This is a genomic window from Enterobacter sp. NFIX58 (assembly GCF_900110475.1).
Classification (GTDB): domain Bacteria; phylum Pseudomonadota; class Gammaproteobacteria; order Enterobacterales; family Enterobacteriaceae; genus Enterobacter; species Enterobacter quasiroggenkampii.
The window spans coordinates 109,831-122,897 of the sequence record NZ_FODW01000002.1 but is presented as its reverse complement, the minus strand read 5'-3'; the positions used below and the strand labels follow the sequence as shown (position 1 = coordinate 122,897).

Below are 13,067 nucleotides of genomic sequence, written 5' to 3'. Positions count from 1 at the left end.
ATGTTTACCTTTATCAAAAAAGTGATCAAAACCGGCACGCAGACCAGCCGCTATCCGCTGGAGCCGATGCCGGTCGACAAAAACTTTCGCGGCAAGCCGGAACACAACCCGCAGCAGTGCATCGGCTGCGCGGCCTGCGTCAACGCCTGTCCGTCGAACGCCTTAACGGTGGAAACGGATCTCAAAACCGGCGAGCTGGCCTGGCAGTTTAACCTCGGGCGCTGCATCTTCTGCGGCCGCTGCGAAGAGGTCTGCCCGACGGTCGCCATCCGCCTGTCGCAGGAGTACGAGTTGGCGGTGTGGAAGAAAGAGGATTTCCTGCAGCAGTCGCGCTTTGACCTGTGCCACTGCCGCGTCTGCCAGCGCCCGTTCGCCGTGCAGAAAGAGATCGACTACGCCATTGCGCTGCTGCAGCACAACGGCGACGCCCGCGCGGAGCATCACCGTGAAAGCTTTGAAACCTGCCCGGCGTGCAAGCGACAGAAGTGCCTGCTGCCGTCCGACCGCATTGATATCACCCGCCACATGAGAGAGGCCAGCTGATGGACAATTTACTTGGCCCACGCGACGCTAACGGCATTCCGGTGCCGATGACGGTGGATGAATCCATCGCCAGCATGAAGGCGTCGCTGCTGAAAAAAATCAAACGCTCGGCCTACGTCTACCGCGTGGATTGCGGAGGCTGCAACGGCTGCGAGATTGAGATCTTCGCTACGCTGTCGCCGCTGTTTGATGCCGAGCGCTTCGGCATCAAAGTGGTGCCGTCCCCGCGTCATGCGGACATCCTGCTGTTCACCGGGGCCGTCACCCGCGCCATGCGCTCGCCCGCGCTGCGCGCCTGGCAGTCCGCGCCGGACCCGAAAATCTGCATCTCGTACGGCGCCTGCGGCAACAGCGGCGGCATCTTCCATGACCTCTACTGCGTCTGGGGCGGCACCGACAAAATCGTGCCGGTGGACGTCTACATTCCGGGCTGTCCGCCGACCCCCGCCGCCACGCTGTACGGCTTTGCGATGGCGCTCGGCCTGCTGGAGCAGAAAATCCACGCCCGCGAGCCGGGCGAGCTCGACAACCAGGCTGCGGCCATTCTGCACCCGGACATGGTGCAGCCGCTGCGGGTGAAGGTAGACCGCACGGCGCGCAGGCTGGCGGGCTATCGCTACGGCCGTCAGATTGCCGACGGCTATCTGCGCCTGCTGAGCCAGGGCGAGCATCAGGTCGCACGCTGGCTGGAGGCGGAAAACGATCCGCGCCTCAATGAGATTGTGGCGAACCTGAACAGCATCGTCGATGAGGCGCGTATCCGATGAGTGAAACGGTGGTGTTCAGCCAGCTGAGCCGTAAGTTTATTGATGAGAACGATGCCACGCCGGATGCGGCGCAGCAGGTGGTCTATTACAGCCTGGCGATTGGGCATCACCTCGGGGTGATTGACTGCCTGGAGGCCGCACTGAGCTGTCCGTGGCCGGAATACCTGGCGTGGATTGCCACGCTGGAGGAGGGCAGTTCGGCGCGGCGCAAAATGGAAGGCGTGCCGAAGTACGGTGAGATCGTGATCGATGCGAACCACATTGCCATGCTCGCCAACGCCTTTGACGCGGCGCTCGGCAGACAAACCCCGAAGCAGCAGGCGTGGAGCAAAACGCTGCTCGGTATGCTGCATGATATTCATCAGGAGAGCGCCATCTACCTGATGGTGAGGAGATTACGTGACTGACGTTTTACTGTGTGTCGGCAACAGCATGATGGGCGACGACGGCGCGGGTCCGCTGCTGGCGGAGATGTGCGCCGCGAACCCGCAGGGCAGTTGGGTGGTGATTGACGGCGGCAGCGCGCCGGAAAACGACGTGGTTGCCATCCGCGAGCTGCGTCCGGACAGGCTGTTAATCGTCGATGCCACCGATATGGGACTCAACCCCGGCGAGATCCGCCTGATTGACCCGGACGACATCGCCGAGATGTTTATGATGACCACCCACAATATGCCGCTGAACTACCTGGTGGATCAGATCAAAGGTGACGTGGGCGAGGTGCTGTTTTTGGGCATTCAGCCGGACATTGTCGGGTTTTATTACCCGATGACGCCGCCGGTGAAGGAGGCGGTGGAGGTGGTGTATTCACGACTAGCCGGGTGGGCTGGAGACGGAGGGTTTTCTCAGCTCTGAGCAGTGCCGGGTGGCGGCTTCGCCTTACCCGGCCTACCAAACCCATCTCCCTCTCCCTGTGGGAGAGGGCTGGGGTGAGGGCAACAGGCTACTCGAGATCCCCCCCGTTACTCGCAATCACCTTCTTATACCATCCGAACGATTTCTTGCGTTTCCGCTCCAGCGTGCCATTCCCGGCGTCGTCGCGGTCAACGTACACAAACCCGTAACGCTTGCTCATCTCACCGGTTGAGGCCGAGACAAGGTCAATGCAGCCCCAGGTGGTGTAACCCATCAGCGGCACGCCGTCCTCAATCGCGTCGCCCATCGCGCGGATATGCTCGCGCAGATAGCTGATGCGGTAGTCGTCGTTAATCTCGCCGTTTTCATCAACGACATCTTTCGCTCCCAGGCCGTTTTCCACCAGGAACAGCGGCTTCTGGTAGCGGTCGTACATCATGTTCATGGTGATGCGCAGGCCGAGCGGGTCGATGCCCCAGCCCCATTCGCTCACCTGAATGTGCGGGTTGCGCAGAGATTTAACGATGTTCGCCGCATTGGTGTTGTTCGCGTTCATATCCGCCGAGGCGCAGCGCGAGGCGTAATAGCTGAAAGAGACAAAATCGACGGTATTTTTCAGCAGTTCGTCATCGCCCGGGTCTTTAACAATCACGACGCCTTTCTCGCGGAACACGCGGGCAGAATAGGCCGGATAGCTGCCGCGCGCCTGCACGTCGATAAAGAACAGGTTCTCGCGGTCTTTCTCCAGCGCCATCCACACGTCTTCCGGCTTGCAGGAGTAGGGGTAGAAGTTACCGCCCGCCAGCATGCAGCCGACCTGGTTTTCCGGGTTCACCTCGTGAGCAATTTTAGTCGCCAGCGCGCTCGCCACCAGCTCGTGGTGAGCGGCCTGGTATTTCACCTGGTCTTCATTTTCGCCTTCCTCAAACACCAGCCCCGCGCCGGAGAACGGGCTGTGCAGCATGATGTTGATTTCGTTGAAGGTCAGCCAGTATTTCACCAGCCCGTTAAACTCCTCGAAGCAGGTGCGGGCGTAGCGGGCAAAGAAATCCACCATTTTGCGGTTGCGCCAGGAGCCGTACTCCGTCACCAGGTGCATTGGCACGTCGAAGTGGCAGAGGGTTACCAGCGGCTCGATGTTGTACTTTTTGCACTCCTCGAACACCGCGCGGTAAAAGGCAATGCCCTCTTTGTTCGGCAGCGGCTCGTCGCCATTCGGATAGAGGCGGCTCCAGGCGATCGAGGTGCGGAACACCGTAAAGCCCATCTCCGCCATCAGAGCGATGTCCTCTTTATAGCGATGGTAAAAATCAATCGCCTCGTGGCTCGGGTAGAATTCGTCGTCACGCAGCGAAAAACGCTTTTCCTTACCGAGCTTCACCGCCAGGCGGTTCGCGCCGTGGGGGATCATATCGACCGTCGTCAGCCCTTTGCCGCCCTCACGGTAAGCGCCTTCACTCTGGTTGGCGGCAAGCGCGCCGCCCCATAAAAATCCTTGTGGAAAAACAGACATTCTTACCTCGCTTTCAATTTATGCTTTTGCTGCGTTGTTCTGTACCGGTGCGGTCTGCAGGGCGCGCGCTTTTTCGGCGTCGTCTTCGACCGGAATATCCTCAAAGCCCAGTATCAGGGTCAGAACAAACGACAGCACCACTGCCAGACCCATCACGCCAAACACCCAGACGATGGTCATCGGGTTCGCCGGGTCGAAGAACTGTACGCTGGTAAACAGCCCCGGTGCCGCCATCGAGTGGCTGGCAAGACCCGCGATACCGGCAACCGCGCCGCAGATAAAGCCGCTGATCAGGCTTGCAATCAGCGGGCGTTTCAGACGTATTGCGACGCCGTACAGGGCCGGTTCAGAGATCCCCGCCATGATGGCGGAGGCCGCCGCCGCCAGCGCCGTCTGGCGCAGCTCCGGGTTTTTGGTTTTCCACGCCACCGCCAGCGACGAACCGCCGAGCGACAGGTTGGCGCCAATTTCCGACGGCATCACCATCCCTTCCTTGCCCGTCTCGGCAATGGTCTGAATGATGGTTGGCGTAAACACGCGGTGCATGCCGGTCATGACCAGCAGCGGCCACAGCGCGCCCATGATGGCCACGGAGAGCCAGCCCAGATAGCCGTGAATGGTGTAGACCAGCGCGGAGATCGCGCTACCGATCCAGATGCCCAGCGGCCCAATCAGCACGATGGCGAGCGGGGCGGCAATCAGCACGATCAGCATCGGCTTGAGGAAGTTTTTCGTCACCGCCGGGGTAATGCGATCCACCCAGCGCTCGATGTACGACAGGCACCAGGTCATCACCAGCGCGGGGATGACGGTGTAGGTGTATTTCACCGCCGTCACCGGGATAAACGCGAACTCAACGTGCTCGCCCTGCGCGGCTTTCGCCATCAGCTCGATAAAGCTCGGGTGCACCAGCACGCCCGCAATGGCTATCGCCAGCGACATGTTGGTTTTGAATTTCACCGCCGCCGAGGCCGCCACCATCAGCGGCAGGAAGAAGAACGCGCCGTCGCCGATGACGGTCAAAATGGTGAGCGTCGGCGCGCCTTTGGGCAGCACGCCGGTCATCTCAAGGATCATCGCCAGCAGCTTGACCATCGAGCCGCCGATGATCGCCGGGATCAGCGGGGACATGGTGCCGATCAGCGCGTCGAGGATCCCGGCGCCAATGCGGCGCAGCGTCAGCTTTTGCGGGCCTTCCGGCACCGCGGGCTGCAGGTCAGCGGGCAGCAGGCTTACCACCTCGCGGTACGCCTGGGAGACGGTATTGCCAATAATCACCTGGCACTGGTTGTCGTTGCGCACCACGCCGAGCACGCCGCTGATGCTTTTCAGGCGGGCGGCGTCGGTGAGGGTTTCGTCTTTCAGAACGAAACGCAGTCGCGTCATGCAGTGGGTGACGGCGACGATGTTCTCTTTGCCGCCCAGCGCGCTGATAACGTCGTTCGCCAGCGCAGCGTAATTTTTGGCCATCGGATGTGATCCTGTTATCGTTGTGTGAAATGTAGGAAACCGGTTCCACATAATCATCATGAGTTTTTATGAATGAAACAAGATCGCTTTTTAACCATTTTTTTATTTCGTGACGCCGATCACCAGCAGGAACCCAAAGCGTGATGTCGCCGCTGCGACAATTTTTCTGCAGTGCAGTACACTGCGCTCCATCAGATTCAGACGGAATAACAACATGACCACGATGCTTGAAGTGGCGAAGCGGGCAGGCGTTTCGAAAGCGACGGTATCCCGGGTGCTGTCGGGCAATGGCTATGTCAGCCAGGAGACCAAAGATCGGGTGTTTCAGGCCATTGAAGAGAGCGGCTATCGCCCAAATTTGCTGGCGCGCAACCTGGCGACCAAACGTACCCAGACGCTGGGCCTGGTGGTGACCAACACCTTGTATCACGGCGTCTACTTTAGCGAGCTGCTGTTTCACGCCGCGCGCATGACGGAGGAGAAAGGGCGGCAGCTGATCCTCGCGGACGGCAAGCACAGCGCCGATGAAGAGCGCGAGGCGATCCAGTATCTGCTCGATATGCGCTGCGACGCGGTGATCATCTATCCGCGTTTTCTGAGCGTGGAAGAGATGGATGAGATCGTCGAGAAGTGCGAGCAGCCCATTATGGTGCTCAACCGCCGCCTGCGGAAAAACAGCAGCCACAGCGTGTGGTCCGATCATAAAGCCTCCAGCCAGGACGCGGTGTCACAACTGATTGCGAAAGGGCATCGTGAGATCGCCTTTATCACCGGCTCGCTGGATTCTCCCACCGGGGTTGAGCGTCTCTCCGGCTATAAGGACGCGCTGGCGCAGCACGGTATTTCGCTGCGCGAGGGGCTGATTGCGCAGGGGAAGTGGAACCCCGCCAGCGGCGCGGCGGCGGTGTCCGAACTGCTTGCTCGGGGTGAGCGCTTTACGGCGCTGGTGGCGAGCAATGACGATATGGCCATCGGTGCCATGAAGCAACTGCACGACAGCGGCGTGGCCACGCCGGACGCGGTGTCGGTGATCGGTTTCGACGATGTGGCCATCGCGCCTTACATTGTACCGTCGCTCTCCAGCGTCCGCATTCCGGTAACGGAGATGATCAAAGAGACCATCAGCCGCCTGATCTTTATGCTCGACGGCGGTGAGTTTAAATATCAGCAAATTTTCTCCGGCGAGCTTGTCCTGCGCGACTCGGTTATTGACGGCCCGCACCGCTGATGTCGACAGCTGTCATCGTCATAAGTGACGATGACGGCACCGCTTTAATTTTTAAAATGAAATAAAATCAATAAGTTAATTATTGGCACGGTTTATGAATATCTCCGCGCATAACTGTAATGCTGGAGAAGCAGATGAACCGTTTTATTATGGCCGATGCCAGTAAGTGTATTGGTTGCCGTACCTGTGAAGTGGCGTGCGTGGTTTCCCATCAGGCGGAGCAGGACTGCGCGTCGCTTACCCCTGACACCTTCCTGCCGCGCATCCACGTCATCAAAGGCGTGAATATTTCCACCGCCGCCATCTGTCGCCAGTGCGAAGACGCACCGTGCGCGAACGTCTGCCCGAACGGGGCGATTAAACGCGAGAAAGGCTTTGTACACGTGATGCAGGAGCGCTGCATTGGCTGCAAAACCTGCGTTGTCGCCTGCCCGTATGGCGCGATGGAGGTGGTGGTTCGTCCGGTAGTGCGCAACAGCGGTATGGGGCTGAGCGTGCGCGCGGACAAAGCCGAAGCCAACAAATGTGACCTGTGCTACCACCGCGACGCCGGCCCGGCCTGTATGGAAGCCTGCCCGACGCACGCGCTGGTCTGCGTGGATCGCGACAAGCTTGAGCAGATGAGCGCCGAAAAGCGCCGTCGCGCGGCGTTCGACACCTCGTCATCACTGCTGTTCTGAGCCGTATGAGCAGCAACGGCGTTCAGCTGCGGGTGCGCGGCAAAGTGCAGGGCGTCGGGTTTCGTCCCTTCGTCTGGCAGCTGGCGCAGGCGCTTCAGTTGACCGGTGACGTCTGCAATGACGGAGAGGGCGTGCTGGTGCGCCTCGCGGGTAATGGGGGGGCCTTTACCGCGAGGCTGCATCAGGACTGCCCGCCGCTGGCACGCATTGACCGCGTGGAAGCACAGCCGTTTACCTGGGCGCGCGTGCCGGAGGACTTTACCATCCGCCACAGCGCGGCCGGGACGATGGACACCCAGATTGTCCCCGATGCGGCGACCTGCCCGGCGTGTCTGGCTGAGATGGGCGACCCACGCGAACGCCGTTATCGCTATCCGTTTATCAACTGCACCCACTGCGGGCCGCGGTTTACCATTATCCGCGCCATGCCCTACGACCGCCCGGCCACGGCAATGGCGCCGTTCCCGCTCTGCGGGCCGTGTGAAGCCGAGTACCGCAATCCTGCCGACCGCCGTTTTCACGCCCAGCCGGTCGCCTGCCCGGACTGCGGGCCCGCGCTTATGTGGCATGCGGGCGACATGACCGCTGAGCGCGAGGCTGCGCTGCGCGCGGCGGTCGCGATGCTGAAAAGCGGCGGTATTGTCGCCGTCAAAGGGCTAGGGGGCTTTCACCTCGTCTGTGACGCGCGTAACCCGCAGGCGATCGCGATGCTTCGGTCACGCAAGCAGCGGCCCGCGAAGCCGCTGGCGGTGATGATCCCGCATGCGGATGACCTGCCGGAGACGGTTCAGACGCTGCTACGCTCACCCGCCGCACCCATTGTGCTCACGCCAAAAGCCTGGCTGCCCGCGTTCCCGGAAGGTATCGCACCCGGTCTGGATTCCGTGGGCATCATGCTTCCTGCGAACCCGCTGCAGCACCTTCTGATGATGGACTGCCAGCGCCCGCTGGTGATGACCTCCGGCAACCTCAGCGGCAGACCACCTGCCATCACCAACCGGCAGGCGCTGGATGAGCTCAGCGGCATCGCGGACGGTTTCCTGCTGCATAACCGTGACATTCTGCAGCGGATGGACGATTCGGTGATGGATTGGGACGGTGCGATGCTGCGCCGCGCGCGCGGTTTTGTGCCCGATGCCATCACGCTGCCTGCCGGGTTCGACAATATCCCCGCCATGCTGTGCACCGGGGCGGAGATGAAAAACACCTTCTGCCTGGTGCGTGGGAATCAGGCGGTGCTGAGCCAGCATTTTGGCGATCTCGGTGACGAGGGGGTGGAAGCGCAGTGGCGTTCCGCGCTGTCGGTGATGCAGGACATTTACGCCTTCCAGCCGGCGCGCGTGGTGTGTGATGCCCATCCGGGATATCGCGCTCGTCAGTGGGCGCAGGCGCAGGCGTTGCCCCTTGAAGAGGTACACCACCATCATGCCCACGCCGCGGCGTGCCTGGCCGAAAACGGCTGGCCGCGCGATGGCGGAGACGTTATCGCCCTGACGCTGGACGGGATCGGCATGGGGGAAAACGGCGCGCTGTGGGGCGGAGAGTGCCTGCGGGTCAGCTATCTCGACTATGCGCATTTGGGTGGTCTGCCTGCTGTTGCGCTGCCGGGCGGCGATCTGGCGGCCATGCAGCCGTGGCGTAATCTGCTCGCCCACTGTCTGGCGTTTGTACCCGACTGGCAGCAGTACCCGGAAACCCATGCGGTTCAGCACCAGAACTGGCCGTTGCTGGCGATGGCGATCCAGCGTGGCATCAACGCGCCGCGAGCTTCTTCCTGTGGTCGCCTGTTTGACGCGGTTGCCTGTGCGCTCGGCATCGACACGCTGCGTTACGAAGGGGAAGCGGCCTGCCGGCTGGAAGCCCTGGCATCGCAGTGCGCGGGTGTCGACCATCCGGTGACGCTGGAAGTGGATAACCTCGCGCTTTTCTGGCAGCAGTGGCTGAGCTGGCAGGCGGAACCCTGCGCGCGCGCCTGGGCGTTTCACGATGCGCTGGCAAAAGGGCTGGCGGAGCTCGCCGCGTTTCATGCCCGGCGCCTGTCGCTTTCGACAATCTGTCTCAGCGGCGGGGTATTACACAACCGTCTGCTGTGCGCGCGTCTGCGTCATTATCTTTCTGACTTTACGCTTCTTTTTCCTTCGCGCCTGCCCGCAGGTGACGGAGCGATCTCCTTCGGACAGGCGGTGGTCGCCGCTGCCCGGTCATGTTTACAAAGGACTAAAAATGTTACGACTGTTACGCAATGAACCTCGCGCCGCGCTTCTGCTGCTGGCTCTGGTAATGGCAAACCTGCTGGCCTGGGGATGGGCATGGCACACTTTTAGCGGCAGCACGGCGCTGATGGCGGCAAGCCTGCTGGCGTGGTGCTACGGACTGCGTCATGCGGTGGACGCTGACCACATTGCAGCCATAGATACCGTGACGCGTAAGATGATGCAGCAGGGCAAACGCCCGTCCGGCGTGGGAGCGTGGTTCTCGCTGGGCCACTCCACCATCGTGGTGCTGGCCTCCATTGCCATCGCCGCTACCGCCACGGCGTTTCAGAAGAACATGGCGTGGTTCCACGAAACCGGCAGCCTGATTGGTACCGCCGTTTCCGCGACCTTCCTGCTGGCGATGGCGCTGGTGAATATGGTGATCCTGCGCGGCGTCTGGCGCAGTTTTCAGGCGCTGAAACACGGCAGGCCGGTGCAGGATGACATCACGCTACCTGCTCAGGGCGGGGTAATGAACTGGCTGTTTGGCAAGACCTTCCGCCTCGTCAATAAAAGCTGGCAGATGTACCTGGTTGGCTTCCTGTTTGGTCTCGGCTTTGATACGGCCACCGAGATCGGCGTGCTGGGGATCTCTGCCGCCAGCGCGTCCAGCGGGATGTCGGTGTGGTCAATCATGATCTTCCCGGCACTCTTCGCCAGCGGCATGGCGCTGGTAGATACCCTCGACAACCTGCTGATGGTCGGCGCCTACGGCTGGGCGTTTAACAAGCCGCAGCGCAAGCTCTACTACAACATGACCATCACCGGCACCTCCGTGGTGGTGGCGCTGTTTATCGGCGGGCTGGAAGCGCTGGGTCTGCTGATGGATAAATTTGCCCTCAGCGGCGGCCTCTGGGATCTGATTGGCACGGTGAACGACAATCTGGGCAACGCCGGGTTTGTCGTCGTGGGTCTGTTTGTCGCCTGCTGGCTGATTTCCATGGCGAATTACCGCTGGCGCGGCTACGACGCGCTGGTGGTACGTTCCTGAACGACCCAGCCCGGCGGCGCTACACTTGCACGGGTCTGCATGTAGGCCGGGTAAGCGGAGCGCCACCCGGCATTACGAGGGTTAAGCAGGGAGCGATTTCAGCAGGGCGAAGGCCTCTTTCATCCTGTCTTCACTGACGACAAAGGCGCGCATCTGACCGTCAGCATCGATGCCGCGCGCCACCATGCCCTGCGGCGAAAGGGCAATCTGCCAGTCCAGATCCTGACGCTGCGTTTCGCCGGCGAGATGCAGCGGTAATTCCGGCGTTTTCACTTTGACCAGCATGGCGGGTAATTTCACCGGCGTAGTGCCGCCGAGCAGGTTTTTCGCCAGAGACAGCGCGCTTAATTGAATCGGCTGTAAAAAGGGCAGCACCTGGCCGTTAATTTCCGCGCAGTCGCCCAGGGCATAAATGTCCGGCTGAGTAGTTTGCAGGTAGCAGTCCACCTTCACGCCGCGGTTGATTTCGGCGCCTGCGCGATGCGCCAGTGCCGTTTCCGGGCGCAACCCTGTCGCCGCAATCACCACATCCACTTCCACGCTGCGGTTGCGGTCGAGCGTTGCACGTATGCCGGTGCCGGTTTTGCTCAGGCTCTGCAGCTGCGATTTCAGCAGCAGATGGACGCCCATGTCGGTCAGACGATGCTGTAAGCGGCTGCTCACTTCAGCGGGCATCAGCGCTGACAGAATGCTCGCCGCGTGGTCGACCAGGGTGACGGATTTACCCGCACGGCAGAAATCCATCGCCAGTTCGGTGCCGATCAGCCCGCCGCCGACAATCATCACCCGCGTGGCGTCGCGAAGCTCCGTTTCGCTGGCCTGATACGCCTGCTGGCTGTTGAGCGTGACCATCAGCTCGCGGCCCTCAACCGGCGGCACAAACGCAGAGGCACCCGTGGCCAGCACCAGCTTGTCGTACTGCCAGGTTTTATCTTTCGCTTTCACCAGACGGGCGTCGGCGTCGATATCGGTGACCCAGGTGTACGGAAACAGACGCAGGTTAAACTGTTCTGCGAACGCCCCCGCCGTCTGGCGGGTGAGATCGTCGGCGCGCTGGTTCTGGCTAATGACGTGGCTTAAATCAGGCTTGTTGTACTCGTCCATGCTGTCGGCGGCGATCAGCGTCAACGGCACGTTAGCATCCTGTTTGCGGATATTTTTCACCAGCTGACGGGCGGCAAAGCCCGAGCCGATAATGACGATACCGTGGCTCATTTTGCCTCCGTTGCCAGTTCATCAAAGACGTCTTTCCCGAGAGAACATTCCGGGCAGAGGAAGTTGTCCGGCACCTCACTCCACGGCGTGCCCGGGGCGACATCCTGCAGCGGCTCGCCCCGTTCCGGGTCGTAAATCCACTGGCAAACGCTGCACTGCATGCATGGACCGAGGTCGGCAGCGGCGGCTTCAGCTATGGCTTCCGGCGCAACCGCCGCGGCGGGGGCGGTTTCCGGCAGCGGTGCGAGCGCCCACTGACGGGCGATGTCACGGCCGTGCTGGCGACAGATTTCCAGGGCGTCGATATCCGGCCGCCATTTCGCTTTCAGGCTCATCGACATCTCAAACCCTGCATCCTGTAAACGGGTGGAAAGGCGGTCTACCGCGCCGCCGCTCCAGCCGTGGGAGCCAAAGGCGCTGGCGCGCTTGTTGCGAAAACGCAGGCCGGTCATCTCTTCGACCAGACCGGCAATCTTCGGCATCATCACGTTATTCATGGTGGAGGTGCCCACCAGCACGCCCTTAGAGCGGAAAACGTTGGTTAATACCTCGTTCTTATCGCTGCGCGCCACGTTGAAGATTTTCACCGCCACGTTCGGGTCCACTTCGTTGATGCCCTGGGCAATGGCGTCCGCCATCATGCGGGTGTTGTTGGACATGGTGTCGTAGAAGATCGTGATGCGGTCTTCCTGATAATCCGCCGCCCATTTCAGGTACAGCTCGACGATCTGGGTGGGATTTTCACGCCACACCACGCCGTGAGAGGTGGCAATCATCTCTACCGGCAGGTTGAAGCCAAGGAGCTCGGTGATTTTTGGCGTGACCAGACGGCTGAACGGGGTCAGGATGTTGGCGTAGTACCGTTGGCACTGCTCGAAAAGCTCGGTCTGATCCACTTCGTCATTAAACAGGCGTTCGTCGCAGTAGTGCTGGCCGAAGGCGTCGTTGCTGAACAGCACCGCGTCGCCGGTCATGTAGGTCATCATGCTGTCCGGCCAGTGCAGCATGGGCGTTTCCACGAAGATCAGCTGCTTGCCATTGCCGATATCCAGCGCGTCGCCCGTTTTCACGGTGTGGAAGTTCCACTCCGGATGGTGGTGATGACCGTTGATCGAGTCGATGGCGTTGGTGGTGCAGTAGATCGGAGTGTCCGGAATATACGACATCAGCTCGGTCAGGGCACCGGCATGATCCTCCTCCGCATGGTTGATGATGATGTAGTCGATGGCATTCAGGTCGATTTCACCGCGCAGGTTCTGCACGAACTCGCGGCTGAACTTGTGATCGACGGTATCGATCAGCACGTTTTTTCCTTCGCGGATGAGATAGCTGTTGTAGCTGCTGCCGCGCAGCGTTTTATATTCCGTCCCGTGGAAATCGCGCACTTCCCAGTCACGTTGACCCACCCAATGAATGTTATTTTTAACCAGAATAGACATAGCAAACCTCAGCGTAATATCGCGTTTTTCAAAATAGGATGGTTTGCTTATATCAAGCTGCGTGCCAACTTTTAATTTATTGATTTTTATATATTTATATTTTAATGATCC

At 60.5% G+C, this 13,067-nt stretch carries 12 protein-coding genes; 8 read left to right on the top strand and 4 right to left on the bottom strand.

The window, feature by feature from the left end:
• Genes BMW97_RS10200 through hycI form a run of 4 tightly spaced genes read left to right on the top strand, consistent with a single transcriptional unit; the run spans position 1 to position 2,165 of the window.
• The gene (locus BMW97_RS10200) at positions 1 to 543 is read left to right on the top strand and encodes a formate hydrogenlyase complex iron-sulfur subunit (RefSeq protein ID WP_008499573.1); all 543 of its coding nucleotides are present in this window, start codon (positions 1 to 3) and stop codon (positions 541 to 543) included.
• Entirely contained in the window at positions 543 to 1,310 is a 768-nt protein-coding gene (locus BMW97_RS10195; protein ID WP_045908506.1) for an NADH-quinone oxidoreductase subunit B family protein, read from the top strand. Before BMW97_RS10200 ends, BMW97_RS10195 begins: the two co-directional genes overlap by 1 nt.
• The gene (locus tag BMW97_RS10190; protein ID WP_045908507.1) at positions 1,307 to 1,717 is read left to right on the top strand and encodes a formate hydrogenlyase maturation HycH family protein; all 411 of its coding nucleotides are present in this window, start codon (positions 1,307 to 1,309) and stop codon (positions 1,715 to 1,717) included. Before BMW97_RS10195 ends, BMW97_RS10190 begins: the two co-directional genes overlap by 4 nt.
• Positions 1,710 to 2,165, top strand: a complete 456-nt coding sequence (gene hycI / locus BMW97_RS10185) for a hydrogenase maturation peptidase HycI (RefSeq protein ID WP_045908508.1) — start codon at positions 1,710 to 1,712, stop codon at positions 2,163 to 2,165. Before BMW97_RS10190 ends, hycI begins: the two co-directional genes overlap by 8 nt.
• An 88-nt stretch (positions 2,166 to 2,253) precedes the next feature.
• On the opposite strand, the gene BMW97_RS10180 is transcribed toward hycI, so the two are convergent.
• Both BMW97_RS10180 and ascF read right to left on the bottom strand, forming a co-directional pair.
• Entirely contained in the window at positions 2,254 to 3,678 is a 1,425-nt protein-coding gene (locus BMW97_RS10180) for a 6-phospho-beta-glucosidase (protein ID WP_045908509.1), read from the bottom strand.
• An 18-nt stretch (positions 3,679 to 3,696) separates the two neighbouring features.
• The gene (gene ascF / locus BMW97_RS10175; protein ID WP_024907719.1) at positions 3,697 to 5,148 is read right to left on the bottom strand and encodes a PTS cellobiose/arbutin/salicin transporter subunit IIBC; all 1,452 of its coding nucleotides are present in this window, start codon (positions 5,146 to 5,148) and stop codon (positions 3,697 to 3,699) included.
• A gap of 214 nt (positions 5,149 to 5,362) precedes the next feature.
• On the opposite strand from ascF, the gene BMW97_RS10170 reads away from it, so the two are divergent.
• From BMW97_RS10170 to BMW97_RS10155, 4 genes are all read left to right on the top strand, one after another.
• Positions 5,363 to 6,376 carry a LacI family DNA-binding transcriptional regulator gene (locus tag BMW97_RS10170; RefSeq protein WP_045908510.1) on the top strand — a complete coding sequence of 338 codons (1,014 nt, stop codon included), beginning with the start codon at positions 5,363 to 5,365 and terminating at the stop codon, positions 6,374 to 6,376.
• Between the two features lie 134 nt (positions 6,377 to 6,510).
• Positions 6,511 to 7,056 carry an electron transport protein HydN gene (gene hydN / locus BMW97_RS10165; RefSeq protein WP_029739520.1) on the top strand — a complete coding sequence of 182 codons (546 nt, stop codon included), beginning with the start codon at positions 6,511 to 6,513 and terminating at the stop codon, positions 7,054 to 7,056.
• A gap of 5 nt (positions 7,057 to 7,061) precedes the next feature.
• Entirely contained in the window at positions 7,062 to 9,302 is a 2,241-nt protein-coding gene (gene hypF, locus BMW97_RS10160; protein ID WP_045908511.1) for a carbamoyltransferase HypF, read from the top strand.
• Positions 9,280 to 10,302: a HoxN/HupN/NixA family nickel/cobalt transporter gene (locus BMW97_RS10155; protein WP_045908512.1), complete on the top strand. Its 1,023-nt coding sequence runs from the start codon at positions 9,280 to 9,282 to the stop codon at positions 10,300 to 10,302. Before hypF ends, BMW97_RS10155 begins: the two co-directional genes overlap by 23 nt.
• Before the next feature lie 81 nt (positions 10,303 to 10,383).
• On the opposite strand, the gene norW is transcribed toward BMW97_RS10155, so the two are convergent.
• Together norW and norV are read right to left on the bottom strand one after the other, a co-directional pair.
• On the bottom strand, positions 10,384 to 11,517 hold the full coding sequence (gene norW / locus BMW97_RS10150; protein WP_045908513.1) for an NADH:flavorubredoxin reductase NorW: 1,134 nt from the start codon (positions 11,515 to 11,517) through the stop codon (positions 10,384 to 10,386).
• Positions 11,514 to 12,956, bottom strand: a complete 1,443-nt coding sequence (gene norV / locus BMW97_RS10145; protein WP_090392904.1) for an anaerobic nitric oxide reductase flavorubredoxin — start codon at positions 12,954 to 12,956, stop codon at positions 11,514 to 11,516. Before norV ends, norW begins: the two co-directional genes overlap by 4 nt.
• Positions 12,957 to 13,067: the final 111 nt, after the last annotated feature.

What these genes read in the sequence shown, in the direction of transcription:
- BMW97_RS10190 (WP_045908507.1), top strand. Translation starts at nt 1,307, where the DNA reads ATGAGTGAAACGGTGGTGTTCAGCCAGCTGAGCCGTAAGTTTATTGAT.
- norV (WP_090392904.1), bottom strand. Translation starts at nt 12,956, where the DNA reads ATGTCTATTCTGGTTAAAAATAACATTCATTGGGTGGGTCAACGTGAC.
- ascF (WP_024907719.1), bottom strand. Translation starts at nt 5,148, where the DNA reads ATGGCCAAAAATTACGCTGCGCTGGCGAACGACGTTATCAGCGCGCTG.
- BMW97_RS10195 (WP_045908506.1), top strand. Translation starts at nt 543, where the DNA reads ATGGACAATTTACTTGGCCCACGCGACGCTAACGGCATTCCGGTGCCG.
- norW (WP_045908513.1), bottom strand. Translation starts at nt 11,517, where the DNA reads ATGAGCCACGGTATCGTCATTATCGGCTCGGGCTTTGCCGCCCGTCAG.
- hydN (WP_029739520.1), top strand. Translation starts at nt 6,511, where the DNA reads ATGAACCGTTTTATTATGGCCGATGCCAGTAAGTGTATTGGTTGCCGT.
- BMW97_RS10180 (WP_045908509.1), bottom strand. Translation starts at nt 3,678, where the DNA reads ATGTCTGTTTTTCCACAAGGATTTTTATGGGGCGGCGCGCTTGCCGCC.
- BMW97_RS10170 (WP_045908510.1), top strand. Translation starts at nt 5,363, where the DNA reads ATGACCACGATGCTTGAAGTGGCGAAGCGGGCAGGCGTTTCGAAAGCG.
- BMW97_RS10200 (WP_008499573.1), top strand. Translation starts at nt 1, where the DNA reads ATGTTTACCTTTATCAAAAAAGTGATCAAAACCGGCACGCAGACCAGC.
- hypF (WP_045908511.1), top strand. Translation starts at nt 7,062, where the DNA reads ATGAGCAGCAACGGCGTTCAGCTGCGGGTGCGCGGCAAAGTGCAGGGC.
- BMW97_RS10155 (WP_045908512.1), top strand. Translation starts at nt 9,280, where the DNA reads ATGTTACGACTGTTACGCAATGAACCTCGCGCCGCGCTTCTGCTGCTG.